General features: G+C 48.6%; 21 protein-coding genes. 5 read left to right on the top strand and 16 right to left on the bottom strand.

Features of this window, described 5'->3' with window-relative positions; all coding sequences use genetic code 11:
• Positions 1-34: 34 nt before the first annotated feature.
• The 5 genes from M2387_RS07780 to M2387_RS07760 all read right to left on the bottom strand — a co-directional run bounded on the left by M2387_RS07780 (position 35) and on the right by M2387_RS07760 (position 6,136).
• A complete protein-coding gene (locus M2387_RS07780) occupies positions 35-793 on the bottom strand; it encodes an iron ABC transporter ATP-binding protein (RefSeq protein ID WP_259048547.1) in 759 nt (252 codons plus the stop codon).
• Positions 790-1,782 (bottom strand): iron chelate uptake ABC transporter family permease subunit, encoded by a 993-nt coding sequence (locus M2387_RS07775; RefSeq protein WP_259048545.1) that lies wholly within the window; start codon positions 1,780-1,782, stop codon positions 790-792. The genes M2387_RS07780 and M2387_RS07775 overlap by 4 nt, the downstream gene beginning before the upstream one ends.
• On the bottom strand, positions 1,772-2,731 hold the full coding sequence (locus tag M2387_RS07770; protein WP_259048543.1) for an ABC transporter permease: 960 nt from the start codon (positions 2,729-2,731) through the stop codon (positions 1,772-1,774). Before M2387_RS07770 ends, M2387_RS07775 begins: the two co-directional genes overlap by 11 nt.
• Positions 2,732-2,737: 6 nt before the next feature.
• Entirely contained in the window at positions 2,738-3,676 is a 939-nt protein-coding gene (locus M2387_RS07765; protein ID WP_259048541.1) for a siderophore ABC transporter substrate-binding protein, read from the bottom strand.
• Positions 3,677-3,991: 315 nt separating this feature from the next.
• Positions 3,992-6,136 carry a TonB-dependent receptor domain-containing protein gene (locus M2387_RS07760; RefSeq protein ID WP_259048539.1) on the bottom strand — a complete coding sequence of 715 codons (2,145 nt, stop codon included), beginning with the start codon at positions 6,134-6,136 and terminating at the stop codon, positions 3,992-3,994.
• Between the two features lie 405 nt (positions 6,137-6,541).
• On the opposite strand from M2387_RS07760, the gene aldA reads away from it, so the two are divergent.
• The gene (aldA, locus tag M2387_RS07755) at positions 6,542-7,981 is read left to right on the top strand and encodes an aldehyde dehydrogenase (protein ID WP_259048537.1); all 1,440 of its coding nucleotides are present in this window, start codon (positions 6,542-6,544) and stop codon (positions 7,979-7,981) included.
• Between the two features lie 57 nt (positions 7,982-8,038).
• Here the strand turns inward: aldA and M2387_RS07750 are convergent, their stop codons facing one another.
• From M2387_RS07750 to rhaB, 9 genes are all read right to left on the bottom strand, one after another.
• Positions 8,039-8,299, bottom strand: a complete 261-nt coding sequence (locus M2387_RS07750) for a hypothetical protein (RefSeq protein ID WP_259048535.1) — start codon at positions 8,297-8,299, stop codon at positions 8,039-8,041.
• 250 nt (positions 8,300-8,549) lie between these two features.
• Positions 8,550-8,864, bottom strand: a complete 315-nt coding sequence (rhaM, locus tag M2387_RS07745) for an L-rhamnose mutarotase (RefSeq protein ID WP_259048533.1) — start codon at positions 8,862-8,864, stop codon at positions 8,550-8,552.
• Between the two features lie 65 nt (positions 8,865-8,929).
• The gene (locus M2387_RS07740) at positions 8,930-9,934 is read right to left on the bottom strand and encodes an ABC transporter permease (protein ID WP_259048531.1); all 1,005 of its coding nucleotides are present in this window, start codon (positions 9,932-9,934) and stop codon (positions 8,930-8,932) included.
• Positions 9,931-10,935 (bottom strand): ABC transporter permease, encoded by a 1,005-nt coding sequence (locus M2387_RS07735; protein WP_259048529.1) that lies wholly within the window; start codon positions 10,933-10,935, stop codon positions 9,931-9,933. The genes M2387_RS07740 and M2387_RS07735 overlap by 4 nt, the downstream gene beginning before the upstream one ends.
• 1 nt (position 10,936) lies before the next feature.
• On the bottom strand, positions 10,937-12,448 hold the full coding sequence (locus M2387_RS07730; RefSeq protein WP_259048527.1) for a sugar ABC transporter ATP-binding protein: 1,512 nt from the start codon (positions 12,446-12,448) through the stop codon (positions 10,937-10,939).
• 47 nt (positions 12,449-12,495) lie between these two features.
• Positions 12,496-13,482: a rhamnose ABC transporter substrate-binding protein gene (gene rhaS / locus M2387_RS07725; protein WP_259048525.1), complete on the bottom strand. Its 987-nt coding sequence runs from the start codon at positions 13,480-13,482 to the stop codon at positions 12,496-12,498.
• Between the two features lie 81 nt (positions 13,483-13,563).
• Positions 13,564-14,394, bottom strand: a complete 831-nt coding sequence (gene rhaD / locus M2387_RS07720; protein ID WP_259048523.1) for a rhamnulose-1-phosphate aldolase — start codon at positions 14,392-14,394, stop codon at positions 13,564-13,566.
• A 50-nt stretch (positions 14,395-14,444) separates the two neighbouring features.
• Positions 14,445-15,704 (bottom strand): L-rhamnose isomerase, encoded by a 1,260-nt coding sequence (locus M2387_RS07715; RefSeq protein WP_259048522.1) that lies wholly within the window; start codon positions 15,702-15,704, stop codon positions 14,445-14,447.
• Complete coding sequence (gene rhaB, locus M2387_RS07710; RefSeq protein WP_259048520.1) at positions 15,701-17,170, bottom strand: rhamnulokinase; 1,470 nt, start codon at positions 17,168-17,170, stop codon at positions 15,701-15,703. The genes M2387_RS07715 and rhaB overlap by 4 nt, the downstream gene beginning before the upstream one ends.
• A gap of 302 nt (positions 17,171-17,472) precedes the next feature.
• Between rhaB and rhaS (M2387_RS07705) the strand changes: the two genes are divergently transcribed.
• The 4 genes from rhaS (M2387_RS07705) to M2387_RS07690 all read left to right on the top strand — a co-directional run bounded on the left by rhaS (M2387_RS07705) (position 17,473) and on the right by M2387_RS07690 (position 21,004).
• Entirely contained in the window at positions 17,473-18,300 is an 828-nt protein-coding gene (rhaS, locus tag M2387_RS07705) for an HTH-type transcriptional activator RhaS (protein WP_259048518.1), read from the top strand.
• A gap of 80 nt (positions 18,301-18,380) precedes the next feature.
• Positions 18,381-19,241 (top strand): HTH-type transcriptional activator RhaR, encoded by an 861-nt coding sequence (rhaR, locus tag M2387_RS07700; protein WP_259048516.1) that lies wholly within the window; start codon positions 18,381-18,383, stop codon positions 19,239-19,241.
• A 196-nt stretch (positions 19,242-19,437) separates the two neighbouring features.
• On the top strand, positions 19,438-20,418 hold the full coding sequence (locus tag M2387_RS07695; protein WP_259049020.1) for an Rpn family recombination-promoting nuclease/putative transposase: 981 nt from the start codon (positions 19,438-19,440) through the stop codon (positions 20,416-20,418).
• 187 nt (positions 20,419-20,605) lie between these two features.
• On the top strand, positions 20,606-21,004 hold the full coding sequence (locus M2387_RS07690; RefSeq protein WP_259048514.1) for a hypothetical protein: 399 nt from the start codon (positions 20,606-20,608) through the stop codon (positions 21,002-21,004).
• Position 21,005: 1 nt separating this feature from the next.
• Here M2387_RS07690 and M2387_RS07685 read toward each other — a convergent pair whose 3' ends face one another.
• Together M2387_RS07685 and M2387_RS07680 are read right to left on the bottom strand one after the other, a co-directional pair.
• Positions 21,006-21,434 (bottom strand): hypothetical protein, encoded by a 429-nt coding sequence (locus M2387_RS07685; RefSeq protein WP_259048512.1) that lies wholly within the window; start codon positions 21,432-21,434, stop codon positions 21,006-21,008.
• A gap of 93 nt (positions 21,435-21,527) precedes the next feature.
• Positions 21,528-22,142 (bottom strand): LysE family transporter, encoded by a 615-nt coding sequence (locus M2387_RS07680; RefSeq protein WP_259048510.1) that lies wholly within the window; start codon positions 22,140-22,142, stop codon positions 21,528-21,530.
• Positions 22,143-22,189: the final 47 nt, after the last annotated feature.

Genomic DNA, 22,189 nt, shown 5'->3' with positions numbered 1-22,189 from the left:
GGGATATTTTTCTATCCCTCCGCTATAACTTAGGTTAGCGGTAATAGACGGCAATAAGCTGGCCACCGAGCTGCTCAATAGTCACCGGTAATTCAAAAATAGACTCAATCACGCTCGGAACCATGACATCCGCAGGGACACCACGGAACACCACTTCACCATTCTTCATCGCAATAATATGGTCAGAATAGGTTGAGGCGAAATTGATATCATGAATCACCAGTACTATAGACTTACCCAGCTCATCAGCTGCCCGACGTAGCTGTTTCATCATAGCAACGCTATGTTTCATATCCAGATTATTCAGCGGTTCGTCCAGCAAGACATACTTTGTATCCTGGCATAAAACCATCGCGACAAAGGCTCGCTGGCGCTGGCCACCGGATAATTCATCCAGATAGCGATTCGCCAGTGGCAATAAATCAAGGAAAGAGAGCGCCTGGTTGATATGGTGCTGGTCTTCCGTTGTGAGCCGGCCTTTGGTATACGGATAACGGCCAAAACTCACCAGATCATAAACGCTTAACCGGCTGGTGAAATGGTTCTCCTGGCGTAATACCGACAAGACTTTTGCCAGCTGTTCGCTATTCGAGTCATTCACATTCAGTGAATCAACCATTACCTGACCGCTATCAGGGGTCAGTAATCGGCTCATTACTGACAGCAGCGTTGATTTACCTGCGCCGTTCGGGCCAATAATTGAAGTAATACCGGATGAAGGCAGCGTTTCATTGATATTTTGCAATACCAGCTGGTCTTCATAGCTCTTGCTGACATTTTTGACTTCAATCACTTCGCGACCTTCTTCAGTAAAAGATAAATAAATAATCCGCCGCCGATAAATTCGATGACTACCGATAACGTCCCGGCCATATCGAAGACACGCTCCAGGATCAACTGACCGCCTATCAGCGCAATCATCCCGATCATCACGCAGCCTGGCAGCAGATAAGCGTGACGCCAGGAACCCATCAGCGGGTAGGCCAGGTTCACGATTAACAGTCCGAGGAACATCATTGGGCCGACCAGTGCGGTTGAAATAGCGACTAAAACAGAAATTAACAGCAGCAGACCGGTAACATAGCGTTTATAAGGAATACCGAGTGCGGTAGCGGTATTGCTCCCCAGAGCAATGACATCAAGCCGGTGACGCATTCGCCAGACCACCAGGGTGACAATCGCAATAACCAGACCAGAAATCAGCAAGACGTTACTGTCGGCACGGGTAAAGGTGGCGAAGATCCGGCTTTGTAGCACGGCAAATTCGCCTGGCGATAACAGACGCTGCATTAGCCCGGCAGAGCTACGGAATAAGGTGCCGAATACCAGGCCGATTAATAATACCCGATGCAGGTCCAGTCCCGATCCGCTGAGTAACCAGCGATACAACAAGGTGGCAAAAAGAACGAGCAGTGCCGTTTCACCGACAAACTGTCCGATAGTGCCGAACATGCTTAACCCGGCGATGTTCAGGAAGAAAACTAATATCGTCTGAAGCAGGACAAATAATGATTCCAGCCCCATCACCGAAGGCGTCAGAATACGGTTCTGCGTAATCGTCTGGAAGAGTAACGTACTGATCCCGGAAGCAAAAGCAACCAGTACCATCGTTGCCAGGATCTGCCCGCGATGTTTCAGAATATAAGCGATATTGCCCTGGAGATTGATAAGCATAAACACCGCCATCAAGGCCACAACAACAAGGCCTAACAGGCACAGCCTTTTACCCGGAGAAAGCGATATTTTGTGCGACACTGAAGTCGCTGAAGTTTTAGCGTGCATGGCGTTTCCCCTTAATGATGAGCATCAGGAAAACGGCCGCACCCAGTACGCCAAGCAGTGCGCTGACCGGAATTTCAAACGGATAAATAATCAGACGACCAATAATATCGCAGCCTATTACCAGTAATGCCCCCAGCAGTGCTACCCAGGGCACGGTACGGCGTAAATTATCGCCAAAAATCATGCTGACAATATTCGGGACGATCAGACCCAGGAAAGGCAGAACACCAATAACAACAATCACCACGCCGCTAATAATCGCGATCATCGCCATTCCGGTAAGCTGTACGCGGCGATAGTTAAGTCCGACATTGACTGAAAAATCACGCCCCATACCGCTAACGGTAAAGCGGTCGGCAATAATTGCCGCGAGAACGGTAATCACTCCAACGCCCCATAACAGTTCGTAACGTCCCTGCATCACGCTGGAGAAATCACCAGATTCCCATCCGCCCAGAGACTGGAGTAAGTCATGTTCCATTGCCAGGAAGGTCGTCATAGAACTGAACACGGCACCCAGCATGATCCCTGCCAGCGGAACCATCAGCGAAGACTTCATCTGGATACGGTTAATCAGCAACATAAACAGCGCGGTGCCAAAGAGGGCAAACAGTGAAGCGACCCCCATCTTGACCATAATGGGCGCTGCGGGGCTGATTATCATCACCAGTAATAGCCCAAGACCCGCTGATTGTGTGGTACCTGCCACGGAAGGTTCGACAAATCGGTTCTGGGTTAACATCTGCATGATTTGCCCCGCGACGCTCATCGCACTGCCTGCCAGAATCAGGGCGGCGGTACGTGGGAAGCGGCTGACGAACAAGACTTCACGCATTTCCGGATCGTGCCAGAGCTCGAACAGGGAAATACGACTGACGCCGACAAACAGGCTACAAAAGATAAGGCCCAGTAATAAAACCAGGCCTGCAATATAAGAAGCAGATTTCATTTAAGATTAAGGTTTCGTCTTACTCAGTACTTGATTAACCTGCGTCATCAGGTTGCTATAACTCTGGATACCTCCTGCGATATACAGTGCACCAGAATCAAGGTAGACCACATGCTGGTTTTTCCAGGCATTGGTTCTTTTCACTAATGGGTTATCCAGAACCTGTTGAGCCGAAGCACCTTCTTTTTTACTGCCGATAGCGTTGTCGCGATCCAGCACAAATAACCAGTCAGGATTGGCTTCCATAATAAATTCTGGAGACACGGTATTACCGTGCTGACCGGTTGATGCGAAGACGGTTGCCGGTTTAAATCCAAGAACGTCAAAAATAAAACCAAAGCGAGAGTCAGGAGAGTAAGCGTTAATTTTACCGCCGTTTACCATCAGCATCATTGCTGTTCCTGACTTAGCAGAGGCTTTACGAATTTCTTCAGCCTGAGTATTAAACGCCGCAATAACCTCTTTGGCTTTTTCTTGCTTGCCAAAAATTTCGCCCAGCTGCTCAGTACGCTGAGTCATGCTTGCGAGGAAATCTTTAGGATCGATATCCAGTGACAGAGTAGGGGCTATTTCGCTGAGTTTATCGTAAGCGGTAGCAGCGCGAGCACCGGCAAGGATCAGATCGGGTTTGGCGTTGATGAGCGCTTCATAGTTAGGCTCAAACAGGGTACCCGCATTGAGATAAGCATCGCTGTTATATTTAGCCAGATGAGCAGGATAGTGGGCGCTGGTTTGCGGAACCGCCATTACTTCCACGCCGAGGGCGTCAGCGATGTCCAGGGTTGCAGGGCTCAGAATAACGACGCGCTGTGGATTTTTAGGGACCGATGTGGTGCCCTGGGCATGAACCACTTCTACGGTGGGTACGCTGGCTGCGAAAACGGGATATGAGCAAGTCAGGGCGGCAGCAAACAGGGATGAAACAACTAGCTTGGAAAGGCGCATTTTTCCTCCTGGAAACCTTATTCTTAGGATATCCGTGATACTCCAAATTAGCTGACTATGACTTCTGGCCGTTTCAGCTAGCATCATGAGTAACTTGAATTATTTCGAATATAGTTATAAGAACGATTCGTATTTCATTTTGTCGTTATGATAACGGTAAAATGAAAGCTTGAACAACATTGGCACTAAATATTTACGGTTATATACCCGTCATACCTCAAGTTACCTGGGTGTTGCTGGCGTTCAGCCATAGTGGTAAAAGCTTTTAGAGCGGAACCCGACTCCGAAGAGTCGGGTTCAATGACGGCATTATTCTTAGAATGAAGCGGTCATAGAGGCGTAGTAGGTTTGGCCCGGAACGTAGTAGTTATTACCACTCAGGTTACTGCCTGAAGGCTCTGAAGGCGTTGGGTTTTTATCGAACAGGTTGTCGATTCCAACGTTAAACTTCAGGTTCTTAGTGGCTTTATAGTGTCCAGCAATGCCGTAGATGGTATAGGCATTACGAATACGCGCCGTTGCGGTTGCTCCGCGAGCAGACTGATCTGCTGCGCTATCCAGACCTAACATTTTGCTATAGTACTGGGCGTTAAATTCAACGCTCAGGTCATTCGTTACCTGCCAGTCAAGGGAAGACCAGGTCGTCAGCTTAGGAGTGGTCACCAGCATCACGCCAAGCGCATCTTCTGCTTTGATCATACGGGTGAAGTTGTTGTTGAGAGAAAGCTTCTGCAGCCACTGCCCTTTTGGTTCGCTAATCAGTGGAATATCCAGATTACCTTCAATACCCTGGGTATGTGCGGTATCCAGGTTAACGCGTTCTAACCAGAAACCGTTAGTCGGTCCATAAACGTAACCCACCGGGCTGGTTGCGATTTTATCTTTGAAGCGGCTATCAAAGAAGGTTATTCCGGCATTCCAGCCTGCGTTATCATACAGCGCGCCGAATTCCCAGTTAGTTGATTTCTCAGGCTTCAGGCCGTCATTACCCATGGTGTAACAGCCACCTCCGGTATACTCGGCATAACCATTACAGCCTGCACCACGAGAGGTTTCGATAAAGCCAAGGCTTGCCTGGCGAAGACTTGGTGCTTTAAAGCCTTCAGAGTAGCCGCCTTTGAAGGTCAGCGCGTCGGTTGCGTTCCAGACCAGGTAAGCACGTGGGGTAGTTTTGTTACCGTACTTGGTGTCATCCCGACGCAGGCCCAGAGTCAGGGTCAGGTCATCAATCAAATCTATCTGATCTTCAACAAAAATACCTTTGCTGATAGATGAGGCGTAGCTCTGGCCATAAGTCTGTGGTGAGCTGGCGGTGGTGCCCAGAGAACGTGGGTTATCCAGCTCTTCTTTTTTCCACTGCGCACCGATGGTCAGGTTTTGCGGCAGGATCAGCTCAAACGGCAGGTTAACATCACCTTCAACGATACGTTCCCGGCTCCACAGTTTGGTATCCTGAGTACCGACCGCGACGCCATTGCTGATGACGGGTACATCACTGGCTGCGTTTTTAAATTTATTTTCATAAGCGGTGAGTTTAACTGAACCAAAATCAAACAGACCCTGATAGTCCGCGGTATAGTTTTCACGCTCCAGCGTATCTACGCCACGCAGACCTATCTGATCGCCAGTATTACTGGTACCCGCAATACCTTGCTCTTTCCCTTGCAGGGTTGAGATAGCGACACGCTGGGTTTCATTGATATCCCAGCCCAGTTCAGCCCCATAAGTGTAGGTTTTTTTCCCTTCCAGGCCGCTGCCCCAGCGCAGACTACCTGTATCGCTGACATCTGCATTACGCTTATTTGAAGAGCCGCTCAGGCGTAAATCAAAACCATGTCCTAAAGGACCACCGACCGTGCCGGTCCAGGTATTGGTATCACCCCGGTCAGAATCTTTAGGCTGGCGAGTACCGACAGATAACGCACCGTGCCAGTCTTCTTTATTGTTCTTTTTAGTAATGATATTGACGACACCACCCATGGCGTCAGAACCATACAGGGCAGACATTGGTCCGCGAACAATTTCGATACGTTCAATAGAGTCTACGGGTAACCAGTTGATATCATCGAAATAGTTTTGTTGTGTGGTTTTAACGCCGTTGCTTGAACCCACACGTTTACCATCAATCAATAACAGGGTATAGGCAGCAGGCATACCACGGATTTGAATACCAGAGCTGACATCGGTACCAATCGCTTTGGAGACACCAGCAGCACGACTAAGAATATCTGCGAGGTCGGTCGATGATTTAGATATGTTCTGTTGCAGTTCTTCGGCGGTAATAACCGAGATACTGGCAGGTGCATCCTTGATTCTTTGCTCAATGGCCGACGCTGTAACAACCATCACATCATCACTATTTTCAGTCACGTCATCTGCTGCAAATGCAGGAGAACTTAGCCCAATAATAGGAATCAACAGACCTGTTTTTAGCTTGCTATTCATAGATTTAATACTCACCGTCATCTCCCCCAGAGATATTGATTGTGTGTCCTGGTAAATGCGGGTGGTAATGTAAATCATATTGATAATCATTTCCAATTGTTAAAATGTGATTCATGTCATATCACGCCATGACTTTTGGTAACTGTCTGGCAGGGCTGGAAATTCTTAGCGTGCTAGCTAATGTAAAGAAATGTGAGGTTAATCAGGGGCTGACATTACCCTGCTGATGGGACTGTTGCGAGAGAATAGTCAAAATGCCAGCTGAAATAGTTGTTTCTTGTTATTTTTGCCACTCTCGCTGACTTACTGGCAACCAGGCCAAGGTTATTTTCCGTGAACTGTTGCACCTTCAGTGGCAGGTATATCACTGTCGCATCAACAACAAGCCCTACGATAAAAACATCTCACGGAGAACCTGCAATGAAACCTGTTCAGCACTCAATGTATATAAATGGTCAGTTTGTCGAAAACAGCTCAGACAGCTGGATTGAGGTGATTAATCCGGCGACTGAGGAACTGCTGTCCCGTATCCCCGAAGGGACGGTGGTAGATGCTAAGCGGGCTATTGATGCAGCAGCCGCAGCTCAGCCAGCCTGGGAGGCATTACCTGCCATTGAACGCGGTCGCTGGTTAAAGAAAATTGCCGATGGTATACGGCAGAATGCGGTTGAGTTAACCGCAACTATTGTCGCTGAAGGAGGCAAAACCCAGGAACTGGCAGAAGTGGAGGTGTTTTTTACCGCCGATTATCTCGACTACATGGCCGAGTGGGCCCGTCGCTACGAAGGCGAGATAGTGCAGAGCGATCGCCCCCAGGAGCATATTCTGGTCTTCAAAAAAGCGATTGGCGTGACAACGGGTATTTTACCCTGGAACTTCCCCTTCTTCCTGATTGCGCGTAAAGCGGCTCCGGCTTTGCTGACCGGCAATACCATTGTTATTAAGCCCAGCGAACTGACACCGAATAACGCTATTATTTTTGCCCGTATCGTCAACGATATCGGCCTGCCTGCTGGCGTCTTTAACCTGGTCACCGGTTATGGTCCGGTAGTAGGACAAGAACTGGCAGCAAACCCGAAAGTCGGGCTGGTCAGTCTGACCGGCAGCGTGAATGCCGGGATTGCAACCCTTAAAGCGGCAGCACCGAATGTCACTAAAGCCTCACTGGAACTCGGCGGTAAAGCCCCGGCTATCGTGATGAATGACGCAGACCTTGATTTGGCCGTGAAAGCGATTGTTGCCTCTCGCATGATTAATACCGGACAGGTATGTAACTGCGTGGAGCGTCTCTATGTACAGGATGGAGTCTATGACGAACTGGTGACTCGCCTGACCGCCGCCTTTAAAGAGGTGACTTTTGGCGATCCGGCAACACGCAAAGGCCTGGATATGGGGCCTTTGATCACCGCGGCAGCTCTGCAACGTGTTGAAGAGAAAGTGGCGGATGCGGTTGCGGGTGGCGCGACGATTGTGACCGGGGGCAAACGTTCAGGCGATACCGGTTTCTTCTTTGAACCCACGCTGATTACCAACGTTCACCAGAAAATGCGCATTATGCAGGAAGAGACCTTCGGGCCGGTACTGCCGGTGCTGAAATTCAGCACGCTGGATGAGGCTATTGCTCTGGCCAACGATAGTGAATATGGCCTGACATCTTCCATTTTCACCGCTAATTTAAATACTGCGATGAAAGCGCTGAAACAGCTGAAGTTTGGTGAAACCTATATCAACCGGGAAAACTTCGAAGCGATGCAGGGCTTCCATGCCGGCTGGCGTAAATCAGGCATTGGTGGCGCAGATGGCCGTCACGGGCTGGAAGAATACCTACAAACTCACGTCGCCTATTTGCAGTATCAGTAACCCTCTCTGAATCAGATGTCCATGTTGACGGGCATCTGATTTTTACCCGGGCCAGCCTCAGGCTGGCCGCCCCTGATTAATCCACTGTTCAGTTAAGCGTATCGAGAGCCTATATCTGGCACAGTTATGGGTATTCAGAATACGCAGCTCGTCCCGCAATAATTTTCTGAAGCGCTCGCTATCTTCCGGAGTGACAGCCACTGTCTGTAACGCAAATTCCAGCCCTTCGCCCTCAGCAACGATAGCGCGAATGGCAATATTTAAGTTTTCCCGCTGGTGTAGCCTGAACAGATCAGGAACGACCATGGCTTTATGCATCACGGCATACCAAGCTGTTTCGCCAGAGTACCGGAACTGACAGGAACCTCAGCGCTGGCTATTGAATTGAAGATCGTTTGTTGTAAGTTTAAATGTGTATCTGTGGAGGTCATTGTTATGGCCTAAGTAACCCGATTACGGCCCAAGGTATCATTTTTGTGGCCCAATAGATGAGGGGGCTAGCAGGCGAACAATAATGTCCGCCTTAAGGGTTATCAGAAGAGGTGAATGGGATAACCGAAGAGGGAATTCACTCGAGATAAAAGACTTCGCTGAGTTCGCTACTCACCGGGCTATTGTCCGGATTTGCAGGCATGATATCGCTCATATGTTTCCACCAGCGCTGACAAACTTCAGTATTCGCAATTGCGGCCCAGCGTTCTTCTGACTCAATCTCCACGGTGGCAAATAACAGGTGGCGCTGTTTATCAAGGTAGATGGCGTAGTGATGTGCGCCCTGTTCTTTAAGCAGGGTTTCCAGCTCCGGCCATATTGGATTATGGCGCCGCTGATACTCCTGGTGCGCATCAGGGTTAACCTGCATAACAAAGGCTTTGCGGATCATAATATCTCCGGGGAATTTTAGTTTTCGGACACTGCGCCTGATTAGCGCGCAGTGCCCGTAGAGCATCAGGCTCGGCGTTTTTTCATCACGCGCCTGGCGATAATCGGCAGGGAAATCACCACAATCAACATGGCACCGACGATAATCGACATCACGATACCCGGCACATTCAGCAGGCTCAGACCGAAGGTCACCAGCCCCATTAAGAAGGCGGCGATAATCACTCCGACCATGCTCCCGGAACCGCCAAGAATATTGACGCCGCCAAGTACTACCATGGTGACCACCGCCAGTTCCCAGCCCATCGCGATGGTTGGGCGGGTACTGCCGAGACGGGAGGTGAGCAGGACCGATGCCAGGCCCGCCATCAGTCCTACCAGAGCAAATAAAGCGAGGTTGTGACGTTTAACGTTGATACCCGAGAACCAGGCCGCGGTCGGATTGTTACCAATGGCATAGGTCCGGCGACCAAAGTTGGTTTTGTGTAGGAGGAAAACGAACACCGCGGAGAGCAGAATAAATAAAGCGAACTCAAACGACAGCGCGCCCCAGACGTAACCCTGACCAAACCAGGCGAAACTCTCCGGGTAACTATTCAGTGCCTGGTCGCCCAGCAGAATATAAGCGATTCCGCGATACAAACTCATAGTACCGATGGTGATAACGATAGAGGAGAGATTAAAACGAGTCACCAGAATACCGTTTAACAGCCCGCACAAGAGTCCGACACCGAGACCAATCACGACTAACATCGGCGTATCGACTCCGGCAGCCGCACTCAAGCCCATAATGGTTGAGCTCAGAGCAATAGTTGAGGCCACCGATAAGTCAATTTCCCGGGCAATAATCAACATCGCCATGGGCAGTACGATGATTGCCTTTTCGGTGAAGTTGAACGTCGCATCGGAGAGATTCCAGATATCAAGGAAGTAGGGTGAAGCAAAAGCATTCACCACAAAGACAGCCAAAGTGACTGCCAGCAGGAAACCTTCCCAGCACAGCAGGCGCTGGAAAATACCGTTGGATGCAGCAGGCTGTTTCATAATGTCAGTCGTCATTATTTTGCTCATGATTTAACCGCCAGTTTTTGTCGGGCCAGTGCCGCATCGCGCAGGATCAGGCGACCTTTACGTTTGTTACCCCGTTCATTCAGCAGAACGGCAATCACAATTACCGTGCCGGAAATCGCCATTTGCCAGAAAGGAGAAACGCCAATAACAGGCAGGGCATTATTAATCACCCCGAGGAACAGCGCGCCGAACAGACAGCCGAGCACACGCCCGCTACCGCCCATGGTACTGATACCGCCAATGACACAGGCTGCAACTACTTGTAATTCAAAGCCGTTAGCAACATCGACATAGGCGACGGCAAAACGAGAAATCCACAGATAACCACAGAACCCGGCCAGCATGCCGGACAGGCAGAAGCTGATAAACTGCATTTTCCCGGCATTGATCCCGGTATAATAGGCGGCTGTCGCGTTGCCTCCGGCGGTATAGAATGCACGTCCGGTACGGCTGTAGCAGAGGAAATAACTGACTAATAACAGAACGGCGATAGCGCACCAGCTCAGCACCGGTAAACCGAGGATCAGGGTACGCGGCAGGCCGAGAAAATCAGCGCCCATCTGGTTGGAGTTTACCCAGCCACCGCCAGAAAGCAGGAATATTATTCCACGGTAGATGCTCATGGTGCCAAGAGTAACAACAATCGCCGGGATACCGAGTTTCCATACCAGCAGGCCGTTAATCGCACCCATTATTAGCCCGAGGCCGGTTGCCAGAATCAGCAGTAGCCAGACCGGAACATCGGGATAGTGGAAATTAATCAGGGCGACAATCATGCCGCTGAGAGCCAGGTTGGCTGCCATCGATAAATCAATGCCTTTGGTTAACAGCACCATCATCTGGCCCAGAGCCAGAATAATCAGAATCGATGTATCGTTGAAGATCCCGACAAGGTTATCGGGGGCGATAAACGAGGGGACCCGGCTACCGATAGAGAGAACCATCAGCAAGATGACTAATCCCAGCAAGGCCTCACGGTGTTTAAGCAGTTTTTGCCACATATTATGCCGCCTCATGTTTTGCGCCGCTGGCTGCGCTGACTATCATCTCTGCGGTGGCTTCACCCGCCTGATACTCTGCCACCATCAGTCCTTCATGCATCACGATAATCCTGTCGGACATGCCCATGACTTCAGGTAACTCGGAGGAGACCATAATCACCGCCAGGCCTTGAACCACCAGTTCAGACATAAACTGATGAACGGCCGCTTTTGACCCAATATCGATACCTTTTGTCGGTTCATCGAGGATTATCACGTCAGGTTGTGTTGCCAGCCATTTGCCGATAACCACTTTTTGTTGGTTACCGCCAGACAGGGTTTCGACAGGCTGTTGCCAGCTAAAGGCCTTAACCTGTAAACGCCGGGCGTACTCTTCTGCCAGTTTCCATTCACGGTCAGCATGTAATACACCGTTAGGATTAAGGCGGCTTAGCTGCGGCAGACTGATGTTTTGCACTATCGGTAACTGGATAATCGCCCCTTGTTTTTGCCGCTCTTCCGGTACACAGACGATACCGGCAGTAATCGCATCTGCTGGCTGGCGAAAACGCAGTGATTTACCCTTGAGTACTATTTCGCCTGAGGAAGGACGGGTAACCCCTGAAAGCGCCTGCATGACTTCGGTACGTCCGGCACCCACCAGCCCGTAAAAGCCGAGAATTTCGCCCTTGCGCAGAGAAAATGAAATTTGTGCAAATTCAGTGGGGTGACAGAGATCTTTCACCTCCAGAATGGTTTCGCCTGGCTCACAGTTAATTTTTGGATAGGTCTGCGTTATCGCGCGGCCAACCATCATGGCGACCATCCGCTCTTCACTGATCTCGTTCATCTTACCGGCACCCACAAAAGCACCGTCGCGCAGGATAGTGTAGTGATCCGCCAGTTCAAAAATTTCATCGAATTTATGCGAGATAAACAGGATAGCTTTCCCTTCCTGTTTTAAACGTTCAACTATCTGATAAAACTCCAGAATTTCATGCTGGGAAAGCGCGGCAGTCGGTTCGTCAAGAATAACCACCTGGGCCTCAAAAGATAATGCCCGGGCAATCGCGACCATATGACGCTGCGCAATACTGAGCGTTTTCAGTATCGCATGCGGGTCAATTTGGACTTCCAGGCGCGTCAGAATCGCCTGTGCGCGCCGATGCATTTCCGGCCAGTCGAGCTTTTTAAAAAAGCCTTTATAGAGATACTGACCGACAAAAATATTTTCCGTGACTGAGAGTTCTTCAAATAGCACGGTTTCCTGGTGAATGGCAGTAACGCCGACTTTATGTGCCGATTCCGGCGTGGGTAAATGAATCGGGATCTCTTTATAGAGAATTTCCCCTTCATCGGGCTGATAAATGCCGGTCATCACTTTGACCAGTGTTGATTTACCCGCACCATTTTCACCAATAAGTGCTGTCACTTTTCCGGGGAAGAGTTCAAGTTGCACGTTTTCAAGGGCGCGCACGCCAGGGAAAACCTTGGTTATCCCCTTGAGCTGCAGCAACGGCGTAGATGCTGTCATGATAGTTCTCCGGATAAAGCCCTTTCCACGGGGAAAGGGCGGGAGGATTAAAAGATTTTAGAGAACTGATCAATGTTGCTGGCGTCATAGATAAAGGGTTCGGCCATGGCACCATTCCCCTCTTTATCCAGCTTCAGTTTGCCCATACGCCCCATATCTGCTTCACTTTTTGTCGCAGTTCCTTTCACCAGGTCATTGGCTAAATAGGTCGCGGCATAGCCTAAGTCGATGGGGTTCCAGATGGCGAAGCTCTTGCTGGCACCGGATTTGACTGCACCGGCCATTTCAGATGGCAGACCTAAACCAGTGACGTACACCTTACCAATTTTGCCCTGATCTTTTACCGCCTGAGCCGCAGCAACGATACCCACTGATGAAGGGGAAACAATCACTTTTAAATCCGGATAGGTTTTCAGTAAACCGACGGTTTCACGATAACTTTTATCTGACAGGTCATCGCCATAGGCAACGGTAACGAGATTGATACCCGGATACTTTGGTAACACCTTTTTCATCTCGCCAATCCAGATATTCTGGTTGGTTGAGGTTGGGGTTGCACTCAGAATAGCGACATCACCTTTCTCAGCATTAAGCGCTTTGAGCGCATCGTCAGCCAGCTTGACGTTGATCTCGCCGATCAGCTCATTATTCGATGGAGTAAGGTGGATCTGGCGTCCGGCAGGCGCAACGCCTGAATCCCATGACACCACTTTGATGCCGCGTTGCATGGCTTTTTTGAGCACCGGAACCAGGGCATCAGGGTCGTTAGCGGAGATAGCGATAGCATCCACGCCCTGAGCTATCAGGCCGTTCAGGACTTCTATCTGCGCTTCAGCCGTGGTGGTGGTCGGCCCGGTGTAAATGACTTTGACGTCGCCTAATTCTTTGGCTGCTTCCTGGGCTCCTACGTTAGCGGCCTCAAAGAAGCCATTTCCCAGGGATTTAGCAACCAGAGCTATTTTAACCTCAGCATAAGCAGAGGTTGATAATGCCAGGGTGATAGCGGTGAGGATCAAGCTTAATTTTGTTTTCATTGCTTTTACTCCACATAGTTAAGTGATTTGTAGGGCTTACAGGTAAAATGTTGCCCCGCAGCCAATGCGGGGCGATAAAAATTATTTGTAGAGATCTAACGCTGATTGCAGAGGAGTGACGCCAAAGCGTTTGCCCAAAGCTATTAGCTCTTCCTGGGTAATAGTTTGTTTCATTCCGCCCATCGAATAGACCTTCACCAGCACTTCCGCTGATTTCTCTGCGGTATCGATAAGACCAAAGGTTTCATCCAGAGTCGGTGCACTGCCGAACACACCGTGGAATGGCCATAGCACCAAGGAATGTTTACGCATCTGTTGTGCCGTTGCCTGACCAATTTCATCAGTACCCGGTACCATCCACGGCAGGGTGCCGACGCCGTCCGGGAAGACGACCAGGCATTCGGTACTGCCTTCCCACAGCTTACGCGTCAGAAAATCGCTGTTGTTTTCCAGAACATAGGTCAGAGCAATCAGATTGGTGGCATGGCAGTGCATAATGACACGATCTTTACCGCCAGTGACGCTGATACGTTCGCTGTGGGAAAGGAAATGTGCGGGTAATTCAGAGGTAGGAACCGCATCGTCAGTTAATCCCCAGAGAATATGATATCCCGCGCCATCACTGTCCACCTTCACCACGCCGAGGCTGGCTACCGGGTCAAGCTGCACATTACGGAAAAATTTACCGGATCCGGTGACGATAAACGAATGATTTGCCAGGACAGGCATAGGCTGGCTCAGGGCGATATAGCGTGGTGTCGCATGAAAATCTGCTTCATAGGGTGCAACATCTGCCTCGTCCAGACGCAGAGTCAGGTTACCGCCATTTCGCTCATCCCATCCTTTCAGCCAGGCATCGGAAGTCGCTTTAATCATGCCCTGGACGAACCAGGAATTAATGATAGTTTGCATAGTCTTTGGGTCCCGTTAATTCAGTAAAAGAAAATATTGCTGGCCGGTAATTATCGACGGTGGCGTAACACGTCGTTTTCATAGGTGCGTACTGTGTCTAACCACTGACTGCCTGTTGGGGTGTTATTACGGTGGCAGTACATTTCCCAGACCGCCTGCCATGGCAGGGATTTCTGTTCTTCCATCAACGCTAAGCGCGCGGTGTAATCGCCCACAGCCTCGAGCTGACGGAACTGTTCTGTAGGTTCAAGCAGTGCGCGCAGCAGGGCTTTTTTCATATTGCGGGTACCAATCACCCAAGCCGCGATACGGTTGATAGAGCCATCGAAGAAGTCGAGGCCAATATGGACGCGGTCAAACAGGTTATGACGAATGATTTCGCTGGCGATCGCCTGAGTTTCATCGTCCAGCAACACCACATGATCGCTGTCCCAGCGAACAGGGCGGCTGACGTGTAGCAGTAAACGCGGGACATACAGCATGGCGGCGGAAATCTTGTCAGAAACGATTTCGGTTGGGTGGAAATGACCGGCATCCAGACATAATGCAGTCTGACGGCTGGTGGCGTAACCCATATAAAACTCATTGGAACCCACTGTATAGCTCTCAGCACCAATACCGAATAATTTGCTCTCGACCGCATCAATATGGTGCGCAGGGTTCAGTTTTTCGCCGATCACTTCATCCAGTGCACTCAGTAAACGCTGACGCGGAGCCAGGCGGTCAACGGTAATATCTTTCATCCCATCAGGTATCCAGATATTCATCACTGAGGGGGTATTAAGCTGTTCGCCAAAATATGCCGAAATACGGCGACAGGCCTGGCAATGCTCAATCCAGAACTGGCGGATTTCATCATCGATATGTGAGAGGGTAAAGCCATCAGCGCTCAGAGGGTGTGAGAAACATGATGGATTAAAGTCCAGCCCCAGTTGATTCGCTTTGGCCCATTCCACCCAGTTCTTAAAATGTTCTGGCTTGATTTTGTTACGTGCAACGGGCTCATCAGACTCAAGATAAATCGCATGTAAGTTGAGGCGTTTGGGTCCAGGGATCAGGCTGAGAGCCAGTTCGAGGTCGGAACGCAGTTCAGTGGGGTTACGTGCTTTACCGGGATAATTACCGGTTACCTGAATGCCACCGGTTAACGCCGCATTTTGGTTTTCAAAACCAGCGACATCATCACCCTGCCAGCAGTGCATCGATACTGGAAGTCTGTCCAGTTGCTGGAGAACCTGTTCGATATCTACGCCAACGGCAGCAAAACGTTGTTTAGCCAGTTCAAAGGCTTGTTCTAATTGAGTGGTCATGCGCAAATCTCCTTAAGTCTGCTTGTTCTGTTGAAATCGCGAACATAGCGTGCAATTTCATTATTCGGATCCGGGGTGAAAGTGGTCAGTTTGTTGCTGCTTACGACCTGCTGGCGGAACGCCTTGATGTCAGATAACTCCCCCAAGGCCATCAATTGCATACCGATATTGCCGAGGGTTGAGGCTTCAACAGGTCCGGCAACGACTTTGATGCCACAGGCATCAGCGCAAAGTTGGTTAAGCAGTGGGTTCTGGCAACCGCCACCGACGATATGGAGCTGACTAAAAGGCATGCCGCGGAGTGAGGACAGCTCATTCAGGGCATTGGCGTAGAGCAGGGCGAGGCTATCGAAGATACAGCGGGCCAGTTCAGCCGGGCTTACAGGTATACTTTGTCCTGTTTCACGGCAGGCACTGGCAATCTCATTACTCATACTGAGTGGGTTGATAAAGCGCTCATCATTCGGATTAATCAGGAAGCGGCAGGCAGCCAGTTGTTCTGTCTCGCTAATCAGTGCCGGGAGATCGGTGATGTTTTGTTCTTTCAGTACCCGCTGTAATAGCCATAACCCCATGATATTTTTCAGTACCCGGTAACGACCTTCCGCTCCACCTTCATTAGTGATATTTGCACGCAGAGACTGGTCGCAGGTATAAGGGGTCTGACTTTCAAAGCCTATCAGTGACCAGGTTCCTGATGAGAGATAGGCTGCATTGTTATCGGCCAGAGGTGCGGCAATGACCGCACTGGCGGTATCGTGGCTGGCAACGGCGACCACGGGAATTGACTGGTTAAGGGGGCTATTCCAGTGACCAATGACATTACCGGGCGGAGTGGGTGTTGCCAGCCAGGAGTGAGGAATACCGGCCCAGTCCAGCAGCTTTGTATCCCAGTCATTGGTCTCAATATTGACCATTTGAGTAGTGGTCGCGTTGGTATATTCCCAGTTGAGATTACCGGTCAGGCGGTAACAGAGGTAATCCGGGATCAGCAGCGCATGAGCGACATCGGCGGCAAGGCCTGGCTGCTGTTCAAGCAGAGCCCGGAATTGATAGAGTGTATTAAATGACAGAAACTGGATACCGCTACGCCCATAAATCTCGGTTTTCCCAAGTTGCTTCATGGCCTGGGCCATTATTCCCTGAGTACGACTATCACGATAGGAAACGGGCAAGCCGACACGATGGCCTTCACTATTAAGCAGGACGTAATCAACGCCCCAGGTATCAATCCCGATACTGTCTGGTTGGATACCTTCTTCACAGACTTTATTCAGACCGATACGTATTTCAGCTTCCAGGGTATCGATATCCCAGGTATCAAAGCCATCTTGTTTGACCAGGTTGTTGGCAAAGCGATGAATCTCACGAAGCGAGAGCGTAGCATGCTCGGGCTCAAAGCTGGCGAGCATTGTACGGCCGCTTGATGCGCCTAAATCGACAGCCACACAATGAATAATGGTCATGGACGGGACCCCTGTTAGGTTTGTTGAGCATAAGTCTAAGGAAGGGGGGATACGCATGCCTTTTTGCCACTGACAGGAAAAAAGAGGGACTGGCAAGAAAACAAAGATGAACATGAGAGAGGTCACAATTTCCCATTATTGTCATGATTACAAACGATGTGATGATGACCACAGTTATCAACATTTACCGCCATTTCTTAACAAAAAAACCAATTCAGCATCATTTCAGGACGAAAATTTAAGGTGAGTTTTTGTTATCCCTATTACTATCGTGAGAACAATTCTCATTAGGAGGGGCTGTGATGACCGTATTACATAGCGTGGATTATTTTCCGTCCGGATACTCACCTGTTGCTATCGAGCCTCGACTTCCTCAGGCAGCTTTTCCTGAGCATAGTCATGATTTTAATGAGATAGTTATTGTGGAGCATGGCACAGGAACCCATGTTTTTAATGGCCAGCCTTATACTATCAGCGGTGGAACTGTCTGTTTTATTCGTGAGCATGACCGCCATTTATACGAACATACCGATAATTTGTGTCTGACCAATGTGCTTTATCGTTCTCCTGACCGATTTCGTTTTCTGACGGGATTAAACCAGCTACTGCCCCAGGAACAGGACGGAAACTATCCTTCACACTGGAAGGTTAATAAGTCAACGATGCAGCAAGTTTTGAAGTTAACAGAGCAGATGGAACAGGCAGAAGATGGCCCGGACACCCATACTATTGCCAGTAGAGAGCTGTTATTTATGCAGCTGTTGGTCACATTACGCCAAAGCAGTCTGGTGGAGGGTGCAAGCAATAATACGGCTCGACTGAATCAATTAGTGCTCTGGCTGGAAGAGAATTTTTCCGAAGAGGTTTGCTGGGAAACATTGGCGGATAAATTTTCTCTGTCGTTACGGACCTTGCACCGTCAGCTAAAGCAACATTCCGGACTCACACCACAGCGCTACCTTAATCGTCTGCGTCTGATCAAAGCTCGTCATCTGTTGCGGCATACGGAAGAGACAGTCACTGACATCGCCTATCTTTGTGGGTTTGGCGACAGTAACCACTTTTCAACACTCTTTCGCCGGGAATTTAATTGGTCACCTCGCGATATTCGCCAGTGCAGAGATATCTAGTTCCAGCAACGTGAAGATAATCACCGTTTATGCTATAAAAAAGTTAATAATAACAGATTGTTCGATACTGAGGCTGTACCGTGTCAGGACCCTTGATCCTTCGCAAGAATGCGTTTTTTACCAGTGAAAGTCAGGCGGTTGCTGTACTGGATCGTTATCCGCAGCATGCATTCGCTGAACATACCCATGAATTTTGCGAGCTAGTCCTGGTATGGCGTGGCAATGGTTTGCATATACTTAACGATCGTCCCTATCGTATTACTCGGGGCGATCTATTCTATATTCGTGCCGAAGACAGACACTCCTATGCTTCAGTTAACTCACTGGTATTGCAAAATATTATCTATTGCCCGGAGCGACTGAAACTCAATATTGATTGGGCAACCTATATTCCTGGCTTTAATGACTCTCGTGCGATTCCGCACTGGCGACTGAGTAGTAGTGGCATGACGAGTGCCAGACAAGTTATCACTCAGCTTGAGCATGAGGGATTGAAGGACGATCCCATTAGTAGCCAAATGGCAGAACTGCTTTTCGCTCAATTAGTTATCACTTTTAATCGCTGCCGGTATCTTATAGATAATCCTGATGTTAACGAGCAGGAAGCGTTACTGGATAAACTGATTACTACGCTTGCTGGCAGCCTGGCTACCAGCTTTATGCTTGAGGAGTTTTGCTTACAGCAACAGTGTAGTGAGCGCGTATTGCGCCAGCAGTTTCGCGAACAGACGGGAATGACGATTAACCAGTACTTACGACAGTTGCGTGTTTGTCACGCACAATATCTGTTGCAGCATACCCGACAAATGGTCAGTGATATTGCGATGCAGTGTGGCTTTGAGGACAGCAACTATTTTTCCGTGGTATTTAGCCGTGAAGTGGGTATGACGCCTGTTCAATGGCGGACGCTCAGGAATAATGGGAAAAAGGATGAACGATAAATATTACTGATGTTATTAATTGCCAAATTAATAAGGGTAATTAATAAGGGTAATTAATAAAAAAAGTGTCTGTTTAAAAGAAAAAACATTTTATACTTGGTTTTAATTAGTTAAATATATTTATGAGTAGGGTTTGTTGATATTTTTATTAAGTCACCATCCTATCCTAACTGAATTAATTTCAGGGGTAGGGATGATGCAAGCTAAACAACATATTGCAACACCGCATGATGCGACTTTTCGACAATTTCTTAAATTACCTGAAATTGCCCGTGATTTTATGGAGATCCACCTCCCTACAGAGCTACGTGCTATTTGTGATTTCAATACATTGAAATTAGAAAATGGCTCTTTTGTCGAAGAGAATTTACGGCAATACTTTAGTGATGTGCTCTATAGCTTAAAAACTAATGATGGCGAGGATGGATATATTCAGGTTCTGATTGAACATCAGTCCAGCCCCGACAAACATATGGCATTTCGTATGATCCGTTACGCCGTGGCAGCGATGCAGAGCCACTTGGATGCAGGCCATAAAAAATTGCCATTAGTGATCCCCATTTTGTTCTATACCGGCAAACGTACTCCTTACCCATACTCTACTAACTGGTTTCAGGAATTCACCTGCCCGGAACGGGCAAAAAAACTTTATAGCAATGATTTTCCACTGGTTGATATCACTGTTATTCCTGATGAAGAAATAATGGAACATCGTAGTATGGCTGCTCTGACATTACTGCAAAAACATATTCATCAGCGTAATTTGACAGAATTGATGGATAAACTCGTGACATTATTAATGACCGAATGCTTGGGTTCTTCCCAGGTAGTGACGCTGATTAACTATATTATTCACGCTGGTGACTCGGCTGATGCTGAAGTTTTTGTCCGTGAACTGGCATTGCGAGTACCGCACCATGAGGAGGAGTTGATGACAATTGCACAACAGCTGGAACAGAAAGGGATAATGAAAGGCATGCAACAAGGTATGCAACAAGGTATACAACAAGGCATACAGCTTGGCGAACAGCGTGGCAGAGAGCAGGGAATTCAGTTAGGTGAGCGACGGGGGAAATGTCAGGTTGCTTATTCTATGTTGCAGCATGGTATTGATTACGATGTGGTAATGAAATTAACCGGCCTGAGTGTTGAAGAGCTGGTACAGCTTGGTCAATAACCGTGATCCTGAGTATTAATCTGGATCTGTGTCCGAGTATTGATACGGCCTATTTACTTTTTATCGAAGATGTTTGATCCTGATAGCAGATAATCGCATTCTTGACTGGCTTGGTATCACCGTGAAAAAATTTATCATCGCAGCGTGTGTTTTAGTGCTTTCGGGGTGTGCTACCCAGAAGCAACCTATGCCTTTAGCAAATTACCATGATATCAGTTATCGTGACGCTGCTACTGACCAGTGCGTTACGTTAGGTTTTATGAATTATCAAATGGCCGCCGAAGCTAAGAACTTCAATGTACAAGACTTAAATAGCTGGAGCTATGACCCCGGGCTTTACCAGAATGCTTATGCTGAGTCAGTTAAGCAGATTAAAGCCCAGCCTTTACAGAAGGCTGATTGCGATCGCTTAAATATCGCTATTACACAACGTCAGTTAAATAATCAGCAGGCCTATCAGCAACAGCTGTTAGCGGCGCAGCAGCAGCAAGCTATGAGCCAGTCAATGATGGCTATGGAAAATGCGCGGCCGAAAACCACTTATTGCCGTAAAGTGGGTAATCAAACGGTGTGCAATAGCTACTAAATCAGTCGCGACTGATTTTCTCAATATTCAGGTGATGTGAGAGTTCCCGTATCATCAGCAGATAGCTGATGAAGTTTTTATCATCAGGGAATTCTCCGTCACGCTTCGGACTGCCGGAAACCACGTCTGCGATACGGTTAAAGACCAGCTCAATTTCGGCTTGGCTTATCTCATTACTTACGCCAGCAACCTGCATAATCTGTTTCAGATAATCATCGTGGCAGTTAAACTCCGGGGCAATATGGTGCAGCTGCGGGGTTGCCTGAATATGGTCTTCAAACGTGGCTATAGCCATTTCAACGTCATAAGGTGAAGGAATATCACGGTGAAAAAACTGCTGTGCAATACTCAGATAGCCGACTGGTAACGAGATATCTGGCTCGCTAAACTGCACTTTTTGTTCACCAATAGAAAAAGATACGTTAGTCATTTTTACCTCATTATTGAAATGGTTATTAGCTAGATTACCTATTTTATATCCAAAATAATTCGAGTGTGATATCTCTTAGTATCTATTGTCGGGCTAAAAAAAGGCCAGCTTAATTGCAAACCCTGCCAGAAACAGGCCCGCTACTTTTTCCAGCAGAAACATAAGCGCAGGTCGGGTACGCACGCTATCGGCAATCGACAGGGTAATAATAATCATCAGTACCGCATAGATAACGGTTAACAGGGCTGCAGTTCCTGCCAGGCCGGCAAATGTCAGTACGCCGCGGCTGTATACCGGGTCGATAAATAGCGGTAAAAACATCATATAAAACAGAATCGGTTTTGGGTTGGTCAGCGTAATAGCCATTCCCTGTAAAAAGGGGGTTCTTTTACGGCTTACTGGCGGCGGTGTACTATGGGCCGCGGATTTGAACAGCAATTGCCCGCCAATCCATAGAAGGTAAGCGGCCCCCAGCCATTTCATCGCCTGAAACAGATTGGGCGATGACTCAAGGAGTGTCGCAACTCCGGCAATAGCCAGCCACAGCAAAACCTGATCGCCCACGACGATACCCATCATACAGGCCATCCCGCTGTAAATGCCGCCTTTACTGGTGCTGGTAATCAATATCAAGTTGCCGGGGCCAGGGATCATTAAGAAAATAATAAATGACAGCACAAATGTTTCGTAATTAATGATGCCCAGCATAGTTAACTCTTCCCTTAAATTCATTTTCTGATGTAAAGAGGCCATGT

The organism is Klebsiella sp. BIGb0407 (assembly GCF_024807845.1).
Taxonomy (GTDB): Bacteria; Pseudomonadota; Gammaproteobacteria; order Enterobacterales; family Enterobacteriaceae; genus JGM124.
This window is presented reverse-complemented; position numbering and strand designations above follow the sequence as displayed.